The organism is Streptomyces sp. SID14478 (genome assembly GCF_010548525.1).
Classification (GTDB): domain Bacteria; phylum Actinomycetota; class Actinomycetes; order Streptomycetales; family Streptomycetaceae; genus Streptomyces.
Window position 1 is genome coordinate 1 of sequence record NZ_JAAGMG010000025.1, and the last position, 909, is coordinate 909.

Sequence of the window (909 nt, forward strand, 5' to 3'; positions counted from 1 at the left end):
GGCCGCCGCCGCGGCGCGCGCCCCGGCAGCCCGCGCCCGGCGCCGACGACTTCGACCACCTCGCCGCCGACCTCGCACGCGCCCAGGACGTCGCCGTCACCGCCGTCGTCCAGGCCACCCAGCTGTCCAGCCAGGCCGGCAGCCAGCAGAAGGTCGAGGTCTTCGTGAACCTCGCCCGTCGACTGCAGTCCCTGGTGCACCGCGAGATCTCGATCCTCGACGACCTGGAGAACGACGTCGAGGACCCCGACCTGCTCAAGGGCCTCTTCCATGTGGACCACCTGGCGACCCGCATCCGCAGGCACGCGGAGAACCTCGCCGTACTCGGCGGAGCCGTCTCGCGCCGCCAATGGAGCCACCCCGTCTCCATGACCGAGGTGATGCGCTCCGCGATCGCCGAGGTCGAGCAGTACTCCCGGGTCAAGCTCGTACCGCCGATCGACGGCACCCTGCGCGGGCACGCCGTCGCCGACTGCATCCACCTGCTCGCCGAACTCGTCGAGAACGCCACGGTGTTCTCCGCCCCGCACACCCAAGTGCTGCTCCGCGCCAACCTCGTGACCTCCGGGCTCGCCGTCGAGGTCGAGGACCGCGGACTCGGCATGCCGGTCACCGAACAGATCAAGATGAACGCGCTGCTCTCCGACCCCGACCAGGTCAACGTGGCCAGCCTGCTCCAGGACGGGCGCATCGGCCTGTTCGTGGTCTCGCAGCTCGCCCGGCGGCACGGCATCTCCGTACGGCTGCAGACCAACATCTACGGAGGAGTCCAGGCCGTCCTCGTCCTGCCGCAGGCACTGCTCGGCGCCGACCAGGACGAGCAGGCCCCCCGGGTGCGCCGGGCCGCCGCGGCCGCGACCGCCGACAGCGTCCTGACGCCGGGGGCCGCCGCCGTGAACGGGGACGGCC

Annotated in this window: 1 protein-coding gene; it reads left to right on the forward strand. The window is 72.2% G+C overall.

Annotated elements, in window-relative coordinates:
• On the forward strand, nucleotides 1-909 hold a 909-nt coding region (locus G3I40_RS00900; RefSeq protein ID WP_239091440.1), incomplete at both ends, for an ATP-binding protein.